Here is a 17,668-nt window from a genome sequence, read left to right as displayed (position 1 = left end):
AAACAATAAGTTTGAAACTGTTTTGGAGATGCAATGATGAACACAGCGGCAGAAATCAGAGGGCGGATATTTAATATCCAGAAATACTCAATTTATGACGGTGATGGCATTCGAACCCTGATCTTTCTTAAAGGATGCAATATTCGTTGCCCTTGGTGCGCTAACCCTGAAGGGCTAAGTAGCCAGTTCCAAGTGATGTTTTCCCACGATAAATGCGTTGGGTGTGGGAAATGTGTGGATGTTTGCCCTGCGGGGATCCATTACATGACCACCAATGAACAAGGGGAAGCAGTCCACCGCGTGAATCGTAGTATTGACTGCATCGGTTGCCGCAAATGTGAGGAAGTGTGCATTTCTGATGCGCTAGACATTATGGGAAAAGATGTCACGGTCTCTGAAATGATGGAGATCATCATGCAGGACTACGATTTTTATATTTCCTCTGGTGGTGGTGTCACGATTGGTGGCGGTGAAATGAGTTTACAGACAGATTTTGCCGTTGAGCTTTTGCGTGAATGCAAAAAAATGATGATCAATACGGCGATTGAAACACAAGGTACAACGTCATTAGCGAATTATGAAAAGTTAGCCGAAGTTGTCGACCTATTCCTGTTTGATGTTAAACATATCGATACCGTTGAGCACAAAAGCCTGTTTGGTATTGGTAATGAAAATGTGCGTCGTAACCTCGAAAGATTAATGGAACTAGGGGCAAATGTGGTGATGCGTATGCCTTTAGTTCGCGGATATAACGATTCTTTTGATGCAATAACAGGCGCAATTGAATACGCCATGGAATTGTCGAAACGCGGCAATTTAAGTCGAATTGATATTCTGCCTTATCACCAGCTTGGTCGCGGAAAATACGACAAACTCGACATGATTTATCCCATCAAGAAAGACCCAACCTACAGCGCGGAAGAGTTAGATCAATTAGAGGCTTTCTTTAAAAAATTCGATTTCGATATTCGACTGGTTCGTCACTAAGTAGGAGAAAAAAATGAAAAGTTTAGGCGTCATTGAGACTTACGGGCTGACATCAGCAATACAAGCTGCGGATGCTGCATGCAAAGCGGCGAGTGTCGAGATTGTTGGCTACCGTAAAATCGGTTCTGGCTTAGTTTCTGTTTGTTTTCAAGGGGAAATTAGTGCAGTAAGAACCGCCGTTGATCATGGTGCATCGGTTATCAGCCATCAAGACCTATTAAAAGGCACATTAGTCATTGCTCGCCCAGAAGAGCGAGTGATCACCCAGCTGTTATCCACTAAGAATAAAGCGAGCGAAGAAGAGAACAATGTTGAAAAACCGGCCGTTGAGGCGCCTGTGACGATGACTGTCGAGACTGCCGTTGTGGAGCCAAAAGCTGACGTGCGTAAAGGGAAAAAATCATGATAAACCAGCAGCTGATGGGAAAAATTCTGTCTCGCTTAGCTATGTCAAACCCAGCCTCAATGATTGATAGCCCCATTGCTATCCCTGTGGGTGTTTCGAACCGTCATGTCCATCTTTCGCAAGAAGATGTTACCGCGCTTTTTGGTGAAGGCTATCAACTGACGCCATTTAAAGATTTGAAGCAACCTGGTCAATTTGCGGCAAAAGAGTGTGTGATGGTGGTTGGACCTAAAGGGTCGATCAGTAAAGTACGAGTGTTAGGACCAACACGACCAACCACTCAACTGGAAGTCTCGAAAGCAGACTGTTTTGCATTAGGTATTAAAGCGCCAGTGCGTGAATCTGGAGATTTAAACCAATCGGGGAGTGCGCTGTTAATCGGTCCTGCTGGGCACGTTAATCTTTGTGAACAAGTCATTTGTGCTCAGCGCCATATCCACATGAATTTAATGGATGCAAGGTCGCTAAATGTCTCCAATGGACAGCGAGTATGTGTTCGCACTGAAGGGGAACGTAGCCTCGTATTTGATGAGGTAGTTGTTCGAGTGGATGCAAGGTTTTCCCTGGAATTTCATATTGATACAGATGAAGCAAATGCGGCAGGGTTACGCAACAGTGACAGCGTGTTTGTTGTCAGCTAAGGACTAAACGAGCGGTGGCAATATGAACGAAAAAATGATTGAGCAGATAGTATTACAGGTACTGCAACGGCTGAAACGGCGAGTATTGGTGTTATTGTCACCAAGCCAAGATTATCAACAGGCGGTTTATCAGCGTTTATTGCAGTTACCTTCAATGTCTTTTTCTTTCTATGCCACCAAGGAGATGCTAACGCAATCGACGATAAATCAATGGAAAGAAATTGGGCAATGTTTTGATATTTATACCTTTAATATGGAAAAACTCGCAGAGTTTCATGGGGTTTTTCTCCCTTTTATAGGAACTAAAGTACTGAATGAAGTTGTGAATGGCTTGGCAATTAGCGAAGAGAGCGAAATTATTATCCAAACACTTTCTCGAAATATTCCTATTATGGCATTGAAGTATCATTGCTACCCTGACAGTGATTTGAACCAAATATTAGGTTTGAATAAAAATGAACATTATAACCGCCTTATTAAAGAGAATATAAATAAGGCTATCTCATTAGGTATTCAATTCGATACATTTAATAATATTGAAAACAAAATGCTCATTAAAAATGATGAGATATCGAGTGAAAATAAAACAAACCAGAATCGCTATATTACTTTGAGAGAAGTAATGAATGACCCAAAGGAATATTCCCTAAATAAAAATAAATTAACAGATTCGGCAATGGATTATTTAAAGTCTCTAAAAAAATAAATTTTATTTCAATTTAATATTTTAAACATCTATCTATGTAGGAGTATTATCTATGTCTTCTAAAGCAAAATCATGGCTTTGGATGCTAGCGGTTATTATTTCTGAAACCTCAGCAACATCCACATTGAAAATGTTCGATAATAGTGAAGGAACAACTAAATCATTATTATTAGGTCTGATAGTGATTCTTTATGTTATCTGTTATTACTCTCTTTCCCGCGCAGTAAAATATATTCCAGTTGGGTTAGCATATGCGACTTGGTCAGGTACCGGTATTTTGATGGTGTCAACTTTAGGTATGTTGTTTTATGGGCAGCACCCAGATATGGCAGCAATGATTGGAATGGGGGTTATTGCCTCTGGGATCGTGATTATGAACCTGTTTTCTAAAATGGGCTCGGATGAGGCGGAACCGGCTGAAAATTCGGATGCGTCACTGTCTTCAACCAACAAAGTTGCTCATTAATAAGAAGAGAGAAATATTATGTTTACTGGATTTTTATGGTTGGCATTATCAATTGGTTCAGAAATCACGGGTACATCGATGATCAAAAAAACCAATAGCTTTAGCAAATTAGGCCCATCAATTTTAGTGATTGTGGCTTATTGCCTTTGCTATTTCGCGTTAACACGTGCAATGGGGTATATCCCTGTTGGGGTTGCGTATTCTTTATGGTGTGGGTTTGGTATTGTCGGTGTGACGTTAGTTTCGATGATTTTATATAAACAAAAACCAGACGTACCAGCCGTCTTCGCGATGGGATTAATTATCTCCGGCGGCATCATTATGAATACTTTTTCAAATATGTAACTTCACGTTTTATCTCTCTTGTACCCATTGATTATTGCCTGCCATTATCAGGTGATAATCAATGACTGTTTCACAACATAAAATGAATGTTTGACGCTAAGAGCCGCTATCTATCCTATGTTAATTTAAGCCATTACCATCGTTTAATTTAGGAATAAAGATATGCAAATTATTGAGTGGGACGACTTTACGAAAGTGGAAATGCGTGTTGGTACGATTATTCGTGCAGAAGTAAACAGTAAAGCAAAAAAGCCCGCTTATGTGATGGAAGTGGATTTAGGGGAATTGGGAGTTAAGTGTTCAAGCGCTCAAATTACCGTGCATTACACCCCTGAAAGTTTAATTGGTAAACAGGTTTTATGTGTGTGTAATTTTGAAGTTAAACGTATTGCTGGCATAAAATCTGAAGTGTTAATTACAGGTGCTCCTGATGAAACAGGTGCAATTGTATTAGCTGAATTTAATCTACCTGTGCCGAATGGTTCTCGCCTAGCTTAAGCCGTAAGGCGCAGACCATAGACAAACCCATCAGGTTTGGAAATGGCTCGTTTGGGTTGTAAAATTAACGAGGAAAATCAATTTATTGATTTTCGCCTAATAACACAAAGAGGGAAAAACCACGCTTTTATCCCTCTACCTAAGCTGTCAGGCTGCATTTTTTTGATTAAAACCGTATACTCCTACTGTATGCCACCCAGTAGGAGCTTGCCTTGTTATTACCTGAATTGCACTATCGCCAATATTCCCAAGAGGTTATTTCTCATCAACATGATGGGCAATGGCAGGTGGTATTTGCGTTATCAGGGGCGATGGAAATCAATATGCATCGTCAACACTGGCTGCTAAATGCAGGTCAAGGTGTCGTGATCCCGCCGAGTGTTAGCCATGCTTTTAGTGGACAAGATGGGAATCAAAATTATGTATTGGAAATGCCTGCAACGGCGCAATGGTCATTAAATGAAAAAATGACGCATTTCACGCTGACGCCAGCGGCGGCGGGGTTATTAAATTGGTTGCAACGCTTTCCGCAAGCACCGGAACAAAACTTTGCCATTGCTCGCCTGTTATTAGCCCAGTTAAAACCAGAAAACCGTTGGGTTGATGAGCTAGTTCATTGGGTGGAATTACGTCTGCATTTACCGATAAGCTGCGAAGACATCGCCTGCGCGTTTTATATGTCAGTCAGTACCTTACAACGTAAGGTGAAAGCTGAAATGGGGATCACCGTCATGCAATTTTTATTGCAAAAACGGATGGAAGCCGCGGGAAGTCTATTATTAACTCACCAAACCATTGAACATATTGCTACCTTGGTGGGGTATGATTCTCACTCTGCTTTTAGCCAAGCATTTCGTAAGTTTTACGGTAAAACTCCTCAGGAATATCGCCTACAATCCCTACCCAAACGTTAATTCTTCGCTATTTAGACTCTAAGTGTTCTGAAATTGTCACGGCGTATTCGCCATATAAAAAGTCGGTATTGATATTTGCTTGCTTGAGTTTTAGTTCGAGTAATGCCAATTGCTTGCTGATGGCAACATAATTGGGGTCATCAGCAGAGAGTTGCTGCAGCATATGGCATAAATTCAACGCTTCTTTTTTCTGTTGCAGTTCAGGCGGCAGATACCCAGAATTTTTAAGAATACGATAACTCGCCCTTAATTCTTCAGGAACTTGGCTGTCATCATCAAGCTGCAAAGGTTTCCCTTCACCATTGAGATTGGATAACTCCCCTTTATTTAAAGCGTCTTGAATATGACGCTCTGCCCAAAGATCAATGACAGACATTATGGCTCGCCCTGTAGTGAATAGGCTTCGATTATAACGCTGATTAATCTAGATTAAAAACGTACATTAATCAGGCTAATTGGTGTTTTACTTTGTTTTATCTAACTCAAATTTATTGTAACTGTAAAAATAGGTATTAATCGAATTAAATGGAATAAAACCGACGAAATTTGATATCTATTTGGTTAAAAATAATAAGAAACGGCTGGTTAATATTATTAAAATGTTAGCTTGACCACATTTTTGTATTTTTATGATATTTAATTTTTATGGTTTTAATTTTTAACATAAATAAAATTTAACAAAGTAAATATTCTATTTTTACTATCAGCACGTTTATTGTTAGTTAATGTATTCGATTTGTATCAAATTTGTTGGTTTGAATTTATATGCTTGTAATTAGGTGAAGAGAAAAACATTGTGTAATGTTCATTTCTCTTGTTTATAAGGAGAATACATGGAACAAAAAAGACAAGAGGGTAGCCGTTTTTTACGAACGGTTGAGTGGCTGGGAAATGCTCTGCCACATCCTGTTATTCTATTCATTATCTTAATTGGGATTTTATTAGTCTCTTCCGCCGTTGGTCAGTATTTTGGTATTAGTGTGCCGGATCCTCGCCCTGAAGGTGCGAAAGGTCGCGCTGAAGACGGGATCATTCATATTGTTAGCCTATTAGATGCGGAAGGCATCCGTAAAATTCTGTCTAATGTGGTCACCAATTTTACCGGGTTCGCGCCTCTTGGCACGGTATTAGTTGCTCTTTTAGGGGTTGGGATCGCGGAACGTGCCGGTTTATTATCTGCGGCAATGCGTCTGATTGTTATCAAAGCACCTCGTAAATTAACCACCGTTGCGATTGTTTTTGCTGGGATTATGTCTAATACCGCGGCAGAACTCGGGTATGTGGTACTGATTCCACTGGCTGCGATTATTTTCCATTCATTAGGTCGCCATCCATTAGCTGGGCTTGCTGCTGCATTTGCAGGGGTATCCGGTGGATATTCAGCGAACTTACTATTAGGTACAGTGGATCCGTTATTGTCAGGGATCACTCAGCAAGCAGCTCGAATTATTGACCCCACCTATATCGTCGGGGCAGAAGCAAACTGGTACTTTATGTTTGCCAGTACTTTCTTGATCACTATCTTGGGTTATTTCATCACAGAGAAAATCGTGGAGCCGCAGTTAGGCCCTTATCAGGGCGGTGGTGTCGATGAAGATGAAGATAAACTCCGTGCCTCAGCTGAAGTGACACCGCTTGAGAAAAAAGCGTTGTTCTGGGCATCGGTGACTTTCTGGGGATTAGCGGCAGTATTAGCCTTAATGGTGGTGCCTGAAAGTGGGATTTTACGTAACCAAGAAACTGGGTTAGTGAGTAATTCACCTTTCTTAAAAGCAATCGTGGTGTTTATCTTTATTTTCTTTGCGATTCCGGGAATTGTTTACGGCTATATTGCAAAGACCATGCGTAGCGACAAAGATGTGGTTGATGCGATGGCAAGCGCAATGAGCACTTTGGGTCTCTATTTAGTCATCATTTTCTTTGCGGCGCAGTTCGTTGCATTTTTTGGCTGGACCAACATCGGGCAAGTGATTGCGGTCAAAGGCGCTAATTTCTTAAATAGTATTGATTTACATGGTGGAATACTATTTGTTGGCTTTATTCTGATTTGTGCCTTTATTAACTTAATGATTGGCTCCGCGTCCGCACAATGGGCTGTGACAGCACCGATATTTGTACCAATGTTAATGTTGGCAGGCTATTCCCCTGAAACTATCCAAGCGGCTTATCGTATTGGTGATTCAGTGACCAATATTATTACGCCAATGATGAGCTATTTTGGCTTAATCATGGCCATTGTCGTCAAGTATAAGAAAGATGCAGGGATTGGTACTCTGGTTTCAATGATGCTGCCATACTCGATTATTTTCTTTATTGGTTGGTCTCTGTTCTTTATTATCTGGGTATTTATTTTGGGATTACCGGTAGGACCTGGATCACCAATTTATTTTACTCCTGGAAGTTAATCTAATAATTAATTTATAAGGGCAAATAGATTTTTATTTGCTCTTTATTGTTTTCGAATGTGAATCTTAAATTGGCTATAAAGTGATAATCATAAGATAGATTGTTTTATGGCTGCTTATTAGTTTGCTAATTTTATAGCATTAAATGTTTGTTGTTCCATTAATATTATTCTAAAGTTAATTTAGAAGGTCAGTTTGTTTTTAATGGCTATGTCAATAATAGACTTGTTTTCAAATTTCTTTTTATTTGTTATTTTTAATAAAAATAAGGTGAATAATATGTATAGAATGACAATTTCTGCAAAATTATTTCTGGCATCTTTTTTTACTTTTTTATTCATGTTTCCTATTTTTTGTTATTTAATCATTTTTCAATAATCAAAATTTTATTATTTAAATTGAGTGTTTTTTTCCGATATACCGTGAAAATAAAACACGTCGATTGTCATGTAAGCGTCATTTGCTAGAGATATGGTTGTCATTAATCTGTCATGTGTTGGCGATATTTCTGTCATTTCTCGGTGATAAATTCTCTCTCGAACATAAACTGCGTGAATTCGCACATTTTGGTGTAAATCTCTGCGGATAAACTTCAGTCATATAAAAGAGAGAATTGGCATGGCATCGATCAAACAGTCCGCTTTAGCAATGATGTTAGGCTTGGCTTTTAGTAGTCAAGGAATGGCAGTCACCACAATCCCATTCTGGCATTCAATGGAAGGTCAGCTTGGTGAAGAAGTGAATGACCTTGTCACTCGCTTTAATGAAACTCACCCAGATTACAACGTGGTGCCCACTTATAAAGGAAATTACGAGCAAAGCCTCGCTGCAGGGATTGCGGCATTTCGTTCTGGCAATGCACCTGCGATACTACAGGTTTATGAAGTTGGTACTGCGACGATGATGTCATCCAAAGCCATCAAACCTGTCTACGAAGTTTTCCAAGAAGCTGGAATTGATTTTGATGAATCTCAGTTTGTGCCTACCGTTTCGGGTTATTACAGCGATGCGAAAACGGGGCATCTGCTATCCCAGCCTTTCAATAGCTCCACTCCGGTGCTTTATTACAATAAAGAAGCCTTCAAAAAAGCCGGTTTAAATCCAGATACCCCACCAAAAACATGGCAAGATCTTGCCCAATATACTGAAAAGCTACGTGAATCAGGAATGAAGTGCGGCTACGCCAGTGGTTGGCAGGGCTGGATACAAATTGAAAACTTCAGTGCATGGAACGGGTTGCCTGTCGCATCGAAGAATAATGGCTTTGACGGCACTGATGCAGTACTGGAGTTTAACACCCCAGATCACGTTAGGCATATCGAGCAGCTGCAAGATATGAATAAAAAAGGCACCTTCAGCTATTTAGGGCGTAAAGACGAGCCAACTGAGAAATTCTATAACGGGGATTGTGCCATTATTACTGGTTCCTCCGGTTCTCTGGCGAATATTCGCAAGCATGCTAAGTTTGATTTTGGTGTTGGCATGATGCCTTACGATGCACAAATTCCAACGGCACCACAAAATGCCATCATTGGTGGTGCAAGCTTGTGGGTAATGGGGGGTAAAGATCCTGAGACCTATAAAGGTGTTGCGGAATTTATGAAATTCTTAGCTGAGCCTGAAAATGCCGCAAAATGGCATCAAAATACAGGATATTTACCGATTACAACGGCAGCGTATGAGTTAACCCAAAAATCCGGCTTTTATGACAAAAATCCGGGGGCGGATATTGCGACTCGCCAAATGTTAAACAAAGCGCCGTTACCTTATACCAAAGGATTACGCTTAGGTAATATGCCACAAATTCGTACCATCGTGGACGAAGAGCTGGAATCCGTGTGGTCAGGTAAAAAGACACCGCAACAAGCCCTCGATGCCTCTGTTGAGCGTGGTAACCAATTACTGCGCCGTTTCGAAAAATCCACTCAGTAATGAGTTCTTTTGCCCCTCTTGATGGAATTAAGAGGGGCGCTGCATCACATCTGATTTATTGGGTTGCTTATGTCATCATCTCGTCCCGTATTTCGCTCCCGCTGGTTACCTTATGCGCTAGTATTACCACAGCTCATCATTACGGTGATTTTCTTTATTTTGCCAGCCGGACAAGCGCTTTGGTATTCATTACAAAGTATTGATCCTTTTGGATTATCCAGTGAGTTTGTGGGGTTAGAAAACTTCACTCAACTCTTTAGCGATAGCTACTATGTAGACTCTTTCTATACCACGATGATTTTTAGTGGCTGGGTAGCAGGAAGTGGGCTTGTCGTCTCGCTGTTTTTCGCGGCTTTGGTTGATTATGTGGTAAGAGGAAACCGTTTTTACCAAACATTGATGCTACTACCCTACGCCGTTGCACCTGCTGTTGCGGCGGTTTTATGGATGTTTTTGTTTAGTCCCGGCAGAGGATTGATAACCTATGGTTTGGAATCCATTGGCTATGACTGGAACCATGCACAAAATAGCGGTCAGGCGATGTTTTTAGTTGTTTTAGCCTCAGTTTGGAAACAAATCAGTTATAACTTTTTGTTTTTCTTCGCTGCTTTGCAATCTATTCCACGCTCTTTGATGGAAGCGGCTGCTATCGACGGTGCGGGACCTATCCGCCGTTTCTTTAAAATATCCTTACCATTAATCACTCCGGTGAGTTTCTTTTTATTGGTGGTGAATTTGGTGTATGCCTTCTTTGATACTTTCCCTGTGATTGACGCGGCAACGGGCGGGGGGCCAGTACAAGCGACGACGACACTAATTTATAAGATTTACCGTGAAGGTTTTTCAGGGCTCGACCTCTCTTCATCCGCAGCTCAATCTGTGATTTTGATGGGCTTGGTGATCGTCCTAACGGTGATTCAATTCCGTTTTATCGAGCGTAAGGTACGTTACCAATGATAGAGAAAAATCGTGGACTGAGCGTATTCAGTCATTCCATGTTGGTAATTGGGATTTTAGTGATTTTATTCCCGCTGTATGTGGCCTTTGTTGCCGCGACACTCGATGATAAAGCGGTCTTCGATACCCCCATTACCCTAATACCTGGCTCTCATTTATGGGAGAACATTCTACATATTTGGAATAACGGTGTGGCAGCGAACAGCGCCCCATTTTGGTTGATGCTGGTAAATAGCACCGTTATGGCGCTGGTGATAGCGATTGGAAAAATTACGATTTCGATATTATCGGCATTTGCCATCGTTTGGTTCCGTTTTCCGTGCCGTAGCCTATTTTTTTGGATGATTTTCATCACATTAATGTTGCCTGTCGAAGTGCGAATTTTCCCCACAGTAGAGGTGATTTCTAACTTAAACATGGTGGATAGTTACGCTGGGCTAACTTTGCCGTTGATGGCTTCCGCGACGGCGACTTTTTTATTTCGCCAATTTTTTATGACGTTGCCGGATGAACTGATAGAGGCAGCGCGTATTGATGGTGCTTCACCAATGCGGTTTTTCATCGACATTGTGTTGCCGTTGTCCAAAACAAACTTAGCCGCGTTGTTTGTGATCACGTTTATTTATGGTTGGAACCAATATTTGTGGCCAATCTTGATCGTTGCAGATCCCAGCTTAGGAACAGCAGTTGCGGGGATCAAAGGCATGATCGCATCGGGTGAAGGTACGACTCAATGGAATCAAGTGATGGCGGCAATGTTGCTCACGCTGATTCCACCCGTTCTTGTGGTATTAGCTATGCAGAGGGCGTTTGTGCGTGGCTTGGTCGATAGTGAGAAATAAGCATGGCAGAATTAAAACTTCAAGCCGTCACTAAAAGTTGGGACGGAAAAAATCAAGTGATCAAGCCGCTGACAGTGGATGTGGCAGATGGCGAATTTATCGTGATGGTAGGGCCTTCTGGGTGTGGTAAATCCACGCTATTACGTATGGTGGCAGGGTTAGAGCAAGTGACGAGCGGGGATATTTGGATTGACCGAAAGCGAGTCACGCATCTAGAACCCAAAGAGCGTGGCATTGCGATGGTATTCCAAAATTACGCGCTTTATCCTCATATGAGCGTTGAAGAGAATATGGCATGGGGGCTAAAAATTCGTGGGCTAGGAAAAGAGATCATTCGCCAAAAAGTGGCGGATGCCGCACGGATTTTAGAGCTTGATGGATTATTAAAGCGTCAACCGAGAGAGCTTTCCGGTGGTCAACGTCAGCGCGTGGCAATGGGGCGTGCCATTGTGCGTGACCCCGCCGTATTCTTATTTGATGAACCGCTTTCTAACCTCGATGCAAAGTTGCGGGTACAGATGCGCCTTGAACTGCAACAGCTGCATCGTCGTTTAAAAACCACCAGCTTGTATGTGACACACGATCAGGTGGAAGCGATGACCTTGGCGCAGCGAGTGATGGTGATGAATAAAGGCGTTGCGGAACAGATTGGCTCCCCAGTTGAAGTGTACGAGCGTCCTGCCAGCCGTTTTGTGGCGAGTTTTATTGGCTCTCCTGCCATGAATTTGCTGGAAGGAAAACTGAGTGCGGATGGTTCTCGCTTTGAGCTCGACGGCGGAATGCAATTACCGTTGGGTAGAACGTATTTACAGTGGGTAGGGCATGCGCTAACGTTAGGTACCCGACCGGAACATTTACAGTTAGGCTCTGAATCGTCAGGGGGGATCCCGCTGGTCGTCGAGACCATCGAAATGTTAGGCGCTGATAATTTAGTGCATGGTCAGTGGGCAGGGCAAAAAGTGATTGTGCGCCTTGGGCACGAGCATCGCCCTCAGATTGGCTCCACGTTATGGCTTCATCTTCCTGAAGCCCATCAGCATTTTTTTGATACTCAATATGGACACCGTTTATGAATCTTTGGCCTTATCCTAAAATTGTCGCCCATCGCGGTGGTGGTAAATTAGCCCCTGAAAATACGCTCGCAGCGATTGATGTTGGGGCGAAATATGGTCATACCATGATTGAGTTTGATACCAAATTATCCCGTGATGGTCACATATTCCTTCTGCATGATGATACCCTTGAGCGCACGAGTAACGGGCATGGGGTTGCAGGGAATTTTGACTGGAGCCAGTTAGTCAATATTGATGCTGGAAGCTGGTATAGCCAAGAATTTGCTAACGAACATTTGCCGCTATTATCGCAAGTGGCTGAGCGTTGCCAACAACATCGCATGATGGCGAATATTGAAATTAAGCCAACCACCGGCTTGGAGAGAGAAACAGGAACCGTGGTGGCATTAGCGGCTCGACAATTATGGGAAGGACAAACTGCACCGTTACTCTCTTCATTTTCCATTGAGTCCCTTGAAGCTGCTCAAGCCGCAGCACCTGAATTGCCACGCGGTTTATTGCTGGAGGAGTGGCGAGAGAATTGGCGTGAACTGACAACTCGCTTAGGCTGTGTCTCTATCCATTTAGATCATCTCTTATTGGATAAAGCTCGGGTCGAGCTATTGAAGCAAGCGGGCTTATATATTCTGGTGTATACGGTGAATGACCCTGAACGCGCTAAATTATTATTAGCGTGGGGCGTTGATGCCATTTGTACTGATCGTATTGATTTAATCGGTCCAAATTTCCCCGCAGAATAAATTAAAAAATTCGTTTATTTTTAATGACACCTCAATAAGCAATACGCTGATTGAGGTGTTTTTTTATGGCTAAAACAAGTAAATAATTCGATTAAAAGCAAAGGGTTAGTATGTCAAGTGATTCTCATTAATTAGGAATAACTTTTTCTCACTCTCCCGAAAATATTGGTTAGTATCTCGTCATCTTATGAACCAAGACGAGACCGAGATGGCGACCCAATCAATTGTAGCTCCTCATGATTCAACCTTTAAAGGCTTTATGAGCAAAGTGGATAATGCGCGGGATTTTTTTGAAGTCCATCTTCCTAATCGCATTAAGCACCTCTGCAATTTTGATACCTTGAAGTTGGCCAGTGCTTCATTTGTGGATAAAACATTGCGCTCTCGTTTCTCGGACATGCTCTATTCCGTTCAAACACTCAGGGGGAAGGGGTATTTTTATTTCTTGGTTGAGCATCAATCTTCCCCCGATAAGCTGATGGGCTGGCGGCTGATGCATTACGCATTTTGCGCGATGAATCAGCATTTGCAGCAAGGGCACCAAACTTTGCCGCTGGTGGTTCCCATCCTGTTTTATCATGGTAATCAATCTCCTTATCCTTATTCCCAGTCATGGACGGATTGCTTTGAGTGGTCTGATTTAGCGCATGATTTGTACTGTAATCCACTGCCATTAGTGGATGTCACGGTGGCAAGCGACGATGAACTTGTGAATCACCGAAAAGTCGCCGCGATGGAGCTAGTTCTCAAACATGCTTCTTTGAAAGATGACCTGATGGTTCTATCAAAGCGCTTAGCGCAGGTAATCAAGGAGAACGAAAACCACCGTGATGACGTTATTTTAATCATCAACTATCTGTTTAGTGTGATGGATACGCCGACATACAAGAAGATAGTCAAAACATTAATAGAAAAAACCGAAGGATATCAGGAGACTGTTATGACCATTGCCGATCGTTTACGAAATGAGGGGTTAAAAAAAGGATTAAAGAGAGGAGTAAAAAGAGGGTTAGTCAAAGGAAGAGAAGAAGCTCGACAAGAAGAGCAGGAGAAGGCCAAACAACGCACTTACACCCAAGTTTTGACCAGTTTAAGCCTAGGTTTAGACATTGATATCATTAGCAAAATTACAGGCTTATCTCATTCTGAAATTCAAGATATGAGCTAATTAACATACGCTGTATTTATCGAAAAACTGTATTGATAAAAAACTGTGAAGGGCGGAATCAACATAAAATTGATTCTGCCCTTTTTTAATTAATTGAATTAAAAGTTAATTTTTAATGTGGCATTCACACCGCTTGAACTGACATCACTGTTATATTGACCTTGGTAAGAAACACCGAAAGTCGTGGATTTATTCAGTTGAGCATCAACCCCTAAGCCTACACCGAATAAGTTATCTAACTTGCCACCACGAATTTTGGCTTCGCCAGTGTCTGACAGGAACAACATCGCTTCTGGGCGAGTATCGCCAAATAAATGGCTCGCAGATACGTCACCTTTCAGTGTGAGATTCACATTACCCGCGCTGAATGGATAGTCACCACGTAAACCAACGGTACCAACTTGGATATCTTGGTTATCTGTTTTGGTGGTGAATTGCATATTGCCGACTTGCTCATGCAGATTATCGCTGGTGACATGCAGCCAGTTAAATCCAGCATAAGGCTCAACAGAATATCGGTCATTATTCAGCTGGGTATAAGCACCTTCCACGAAGAATTGCGTGATTTTTGCATCATAGCTGGTGGAGTTATAACCGGACTCTTGGCCTACCCACAGCGTGCGTTTTGCATCTCGGTCTTGGTTTGTATGCGTTACACCATAGTTAATCGCAGCTACATTCTTGATATTGGATACACCGTAGGCACCGACATGCAGATCATTGCTGTCAATTTTGCCGTACTCATGAGCTTTATATTTAGATGAACCCGCACCAAAGAACAGTCCCGCTTTGGTATGCTCAGCGACATCAATTTCTGCACCCACTAATGCTGCATAGAAATCGGTATCCATATTGCTGTAGCCATAGTCAAGGTTGCCCCATTGACCAACACCTGTCATCCAAATGCGTGCATTGCTATTTTCAAGGTTAGCATAGCGACCATGACCCACGCCGATAGCCTGATCTTTCACGGTACGAGTTAGACCCAATACGTTCACCACACTGGCATTATTCGCATTAAGGTACATATCACTACCGAGTGATTGATAAGTATTACGAAGGTCACGTTCGCTCATCGGTAGTGTTGCATCAAATAGCTGACCTTTAGCGTTACTTTCTAATGAATTAGCAATCGAACGACCATTTTCATTATTAGCAAATGAAGCAAATGAGGCATCCGCTTTTTTACTCAGAGTGCCCGTAATGGTGTTATCTTTTACAGAAACGTCTTTTTGGAATAACGCATAATCATCTGCGGCAGCATTATTGGCATTTGTCGCCAGCATTTTGGTTTTAGCGCGATTGTCAGCTAAATTATCTGCGTTAACCGTACCTTGGATTGATTTATCATTAAGATAAACATCTTTCAGTTGCCCAATGTTATCGGCAGCAACATCCAGTTTAGCGCCTTGATTTAAGGTCATATTACCGACATTCACATCATGACCTGCGGTGACTAAATAGGTACCTTTATCGTTGATGTTGATATTGGCTTTATGGCTTTCATTGGAGACTAACTGACCTTTTTGAGTAAATTTGTCGTTATAACGATTAAGCACGCTAATTGTGCCGCCGTTAACATTCACGTCTGCAGTACCAAAGGATTCAGTAAAACCGTACAGAGAGCCTTGTTCGACGGTTGTACCGCCTCGGTAGGTGTTATCCCCCGTCATCACCAATGTGCCTTCACCCGCTTTGACTAACGCGCCATCATACAAACCTGCATCGATTTTGGCTTGAATGGCCTCAGCGCGTTTTTGGTAATATTCCTGACGCCATTTTTTAGCATCTTCTTTATCGACAATGTGAGAAGTTGGGTCTGGATTGCCATCATTGACGACAAAATCGGTACCAAGATTATAATCGCCACCGGCATCGATACCGTTGGCTTTATAATCGGCTAACCACGCCAAATCTTCGGTTTCACGCTGATCTAACGCCGCTTGGCTAATATCATTTGTCCAGACATCAAGTGGGACAGCATCCAGTTGGTATTCGAATTTACCTAAGAATTGACCTGGGCCATACATACCTTTTTCGAGATCAGGAGTACCCCAACCATAGCGCTCATCAGGTACGCCATCCGCGGACGTCCAGCCTTTATAGAGGCTGCCATCTGGGTTATAACGGTTGGCAGTCGTGAACATCACATCACGAACTTGCAGGGCATTCATGGATTGATAACGAGACATTAAAACGCCCATGGCACCAGTGACGTGTGGTGCTGCCATTGATGTTCCGCTAAAGGTATCCCAACCCGGATTGCCGTCAGCATCTACGACGCTGGAGTAGATATAGCGGCTAGGGGCAACGACGGTCCACCATTTGGCATTTCCCGCCTCGTTAAACATACCCTCAATTTCATAGCCTGTTTTATCTGCCGTCTGTTTTAACCCTGCAACCGCAATCCAATGTTTCTCTGCTTGTGGATTGAAATAAGGGTAAAGAGGGCGATAGTACGGGTTTTTAAAATCGCGGTTACCTGTGGTGAAGACTTGAACAACATTGGTGCCTTTCACGGCATCATAGGCGGCATCTACAAAGGATGGGTTATCCCCGTAGATTTTTTTGAAATAGAAATATTCGTACTCAGTTTGTTGGGTGGTATCAACGGGTAAATGTACCGTGGTGTTACCACCATCAGGACCGACCGTTTTCCCTGCATCAATAATTCTTGGGTTGGTACCCCAACTGTTATTGATCACTTGGGCACCAGCATCCACCATGGCTTTCCAGCCAGTATAGAAATATTGGTAATCTTGATAAGGACCATAGTTATTGCTGTCGGTGGCACCTGTGTTACCCACATACACATCGGAACCCCAGGCAACGCCGTGCATACCTTCGCCATCACGGTTAGCACCGACGGTACCTGTCACGTGGGTACCGTGAGTATCATTCACGCCTTTGATCCAATCTCCAGTCACATCGAAGGCTTGACCTTTTTCATAGTGACCGCCTAACTCTTGAGGATAACGCATCCCCGTGGAGCCGTATTCACCTTTGGCTTTGACCGCGTGGAAGCGAGAGCCACTTAGCTCTTGGTGAGATAACAATGCGCCTGAATCCATTACGCCGATTTTAGCGCCTTGCCCATGATATCCCAGCGCATAAGCACTGGAGGCATTCATGGCGGCTAAACCCCAGTCATTTTTATATTCTTGGCTTTCCCAACTATTTTTATCACCGAGTTGCCCTGTTTCAGAGTAAGCCAGCGTATAGCCGGAAAATAATAGCGCAGAAGTAATAATAGAAAGCTGAAAAATATTTTTATTTATTGCAGCTTTATTTTTATAACGAGAAGATGACGCAAATTTATGTGCTTTGTTCATTCTGATACCTTTGTTATCAATCAAAAAACATCATTAAGAATCAAAAACAGAATCGCAGAGATAATCTGTGTTTTATAAAAATAAATACTTGAGCGCTATCTCAAAATCTTTTTATTTATCGAAAAAGTAGATTTATTGACTAGCTAATCACATCAAATGCAGATGAATAGAACGTGAACAGAACAAATTAAATGATAGTTCTACGTGGGGAATTAAATTAATTTTTGCTTTTGAATACAGGAATTAAAATTTAGAT

The 17,668-nt window shown here is 42.2% G+C and carries 17 protein-coding genes; 15 read left to right on the top strand and 2 right to left on the bottom strand.

The features are described 5' to 3' along the window. The first annotated feature begins 36 nt into the window (after positions 1–36). From cutD to ACIH2S_RS16950, 8 genes are all read left to right on the top strand, one after another. A complete protein-coding gene (gene cutD / locus ACIH2S_RS16985) occupies positions 37–987 on the top strand; it encodes a choline TMA-lyase-activating enzyme (RefSeq protein ID WP_036949291.1) in 951 nt (316 codons plus the stop codon). Positions 988–1,000: 13 nt separating this feature from the next. Continuing rightward, positions 1,001–1,393, top strand: coding sequence for a BMC domain-containing protein (locus tag ACIH2S_RS16980; RefSeq protein WP_108479511.1), 393 nt, complete (start codon positions 1,001–1,003; stop codon positions 1,391–1,393). Further along, positions 1,390–2,034 (top strand): phosphate propanoyltransferase, encoded by a 645-nt coding sequence (locus ACIH2S_RS16975; RefSeq protein ID WP_036949251.1) that lies wholly within the window; start codon positions 1,390–1,392, stop codon positions 2,032–2,034. Before ACIH2S_RS16980 ends, ACIH2S_RS16975 begins: the two co-directional genes overlap by 4 nt. A 22-nt stretch (positions 2,035–2,056) precedes the next feature. After that, positions 2,057–2,740: a hypothetical protein gene (locus tag ACIH2S_RS16970; RefSeq protein WP_272535953.1), complete on the top strand. Its 684-nt coding sequence runs from the start codon at positions 2,057–2,059 to the stop codon at positions 2,738–2,740. A 52-nt stretch (positions 2,741–2,792) separates the two neighbouring features. Next, positions 2,793–3,206: a DMT family transporter gene (locus tag ACIH2S_RS16965; protein WP_036949253.1), complete on the top strand. Its 414-nt coding sequence runs from the start codon at positions 2,793–2,795 to the stop codon at positions 3,204–3,206. 18 nt (positions 3,207–3,224) lie between these two features. Continuing rightward, positions 3,225–3,551, top strand: a complete 327-nt coding sequence (locus ACIH2S_RS16960; RefSeq protein ID WP_036949254.1) for a DMT family transporter — start codon at positions 3,225–3,227, stop codon at positions 3,549–3,551. 162 nt (positions 3,552–3,713) lie between these two features. Next, the gene (locus ACIH2S_RS16955) at positions 3,714–4,049 is read left to right on the top strand and encodes a tRNA-binding protein (RefSeq protein ID WP_036949256.1); all 336 of its coding nucleotides are present in this window, start codon (positions 3,714–3,716) and stop codon (positions 4,047–4,049) included. A 212-nt stretch (positions 4,050–4,261) separates the two neighbouring features. Then, positions 4,262–4,963 carry a helix-turn-helix transcriptional regulator gene (locus ACIH2S_RS16950; RefSeq protein ID WP_108479509.1) on the top strand — a complete coding sequence of 234 codons (702 nt, stop codon included), beginning with the start codon at positions 4,262–4,264 and terminating at the stop codon, positions 4,961–4,963. A gap of 7 nt (positions 4,964–4,970) precedes the next feature. Here ACIH2S_RS16950 and ACIH2S_RS16945 read toward each other — a convergent pair whose 3' ends face one another. Continuing rightward, a complete protein-coding gene (locus ACIH2S_RS16945; protein WP_036949565.1) occupies positions 4,971–5,339 on the bottom strand; it encodes a DUF1992 domain-containing protein in 369 nt (122 codons plus the stop codon). 457 nt (positions 5,340–5,796) lie between these two features. On the opposite strand from ACIH2S_RS16945, the gene ACIH2S_RS16940 reads away from it, so the two are divergent. The 7 genes from ACIH2S_RS16940 (at position 5,797) to ACIH2S_RS16910 (ending at position 14,080) form a co-directional block, all read left to right on the top strand. Further along, positions 5,797–7,368 (top strand): AbgT family transporter, encoded by a 1,572-nt coding sequence (locus ACIH2S_RS16940; protein ID WP_036949567.1) that lies wholly within the window; start codon positions 5,797–5,799, stop codon positions 7,366–7,368. A 618-nt stretch (positions 7,369–7,986) separates the two neighbouring features. Beyond that, on the top strand, positions 7,987–9,300 hold the full coding sequence (gene ugpB / locus ACIH2S_RS16935) for a sn-glycerol-3-phosphate ABC transporter substrate-binding protein UgpB (RefSeq protein ID WP_108479508.1): 1,314 nt from the start codon (positions 7,987–7,989) through the stop codon (positions 9,298–9,300). Positions 9,301–9,369: 69 nt separating this feature from the next. Next, positions 9,370–10,257 carry a sn-glycerol-3-phosphate ABC transporter permease UgpA gene (ugpA, locus tag ACIH2S_RS16930; RefSeq protein ID WP_349488098.1) on the top strand — a complete coding sequence of 296 codons (888 nt, stop codon included), beginning with the start codon at positions 9,370–9,372 and terminating at the stop codon, positions 10,255–10,257. Continuing rightward, positions 10,254–11,099 (top strand): sn-glycerol-3-phosphate ABC transporter permease UgpE, encoded by an 846-nt coding sequence (gene ugpE, locus ACIH2S_RS16925; protein WP_036949570.1) that lies wholly within the window; start codon positions 10,254–10,256, stop codon positions 11,097–11,099. The genes ugpA and ugpE overlap by 4 nt, the downstream gene beginning before the upstream one ends. Positions 11,100–11,101: 2 nt before the next feature. Continuing rightward, positions 11,102–12,172, top strand: coding sequence for a sn-glycerol-3-phosphate import ATP-binding protein UgpC (locus ACIH2S_RS16920; RefSeq protein ID WP_430247776.1), 1,071 nt, complete (start codon positions 11,102–11,104; stop codon positions 12,170–12,172). Next, positions 12,169–12,912, top strand: coding sequence for a glycerophosphodiester phosphodiesterase (gene ugpQ / locus ACIH2S_RS16915; RefSeq protein ID WP_108479505.1), 744 nt, complete (start codon positions 12,169–12,171; stop codon positions 12,910–12,912). Before ACIH2S_RS16920 ends, ugpQ begins: the two co-directional genes overlap by 4 nt. Before the next feature lie 208 nt (positions 12,913–13,120). Then, positions 13,121–14,080 (top strand): Rpn family recombination-promoting nuclease/putative transposase, encoded by a 960-nt coding sequence (locus ACIH2S_RS16910; protein ID WP_036949578.1) that lies wholly within the window; start codon positions 13,121–13,123, stop codon positions 14,078–14,080. Between the two features lie 98 nt (positions 14,081–14,178). On the opposite strand, the gene pta is transcribed toward ACIH2S_RS16910, so the two are convergent. Continuing rightward, entirely contained in the window at positions 14,179–17,412 is a 3,234-nt protein-coding gene (gene pta / locus ACIH2S_RS16905) for an autotransporter Pta (protein ID WP_430247775.1), read from the bottom strand. Between the last annotated feature and the right edge of the window lie 256 nt (positions 17,413–17,668).

It is taken from the genome of Providencia lanzhouensis (assembly GCF_050469745.1).
In the GTDB taxonomy this organism is placed as follows: Bacteria; Pseudomonadota; Gammaproteobacteria; order Enterobacterales; family Enterobacteriaceae; genus Providencia; species Providencia lanzhouensis.
This window is presented reverse-complemented; position numbering and strand designations above follow the sequence as displayed.